Raw genomic sequence first — 408 nt, 5'->3', positions numbered from 1 at the left:
GGATTGGGCTTGCAATGGGGGTTCCTCATATGAGGGTGTTCATCACAATGATCTTGATGACTACAATGATGAAAAGAATTTTGACATCGAAAACGGGCGTCGCATGGTTACGCTTGTGGAATGCCGTTGGTTTGAGAGTGAAGAATTTTATAAAGCGCCTGATCTAGAAACGGGTGAATTGCGTGATTATAGCAGGCAAGAGTTTGAACAGCTTTGTTGTGTCATGCCAGATATTCAAGGAGCCAAATACAACAAAAAAGTTGTAAGGCGTGCTTTTTTAGGCAAAAAACTGTTATCCCCGCCTGATCAACCTTTAGTGCCAGCCGGACAATTGGGATGGGAGTGTATAACGGGGTATTTTGATAAAATACAGCGACAATTTTATGGGGTTGTGCGCCCCACGAAAGA

The 408-nt window shown here is 43.4% G+C and carries 1 pseudogene; it reads left to right on the top strand.

Features of this window, described 5'->3' with window-relative positions:
* Positions 1–408, top strand: a pseudogene (locus BN338_RS09560) (portal protein); the annotation flags it as partial.

The sequence above is a fragment of the Bartonella queenslandensis AUST/NH15 genome (genome assembly GCF_000312585.1).
Classification (GTDB): domain Bacteria; phylum Pseudomonadota; class Alphaproteobacteria; order Rhizobiales; family Rhizobiaceae; genus Bartonella; species Bartonella queenslandensis_A.
The sequence above is the reverse complement of the archived record's forward strand: the minus strand, read 5'-3'. Positions and strand labels throughout refer to the sequence as shown.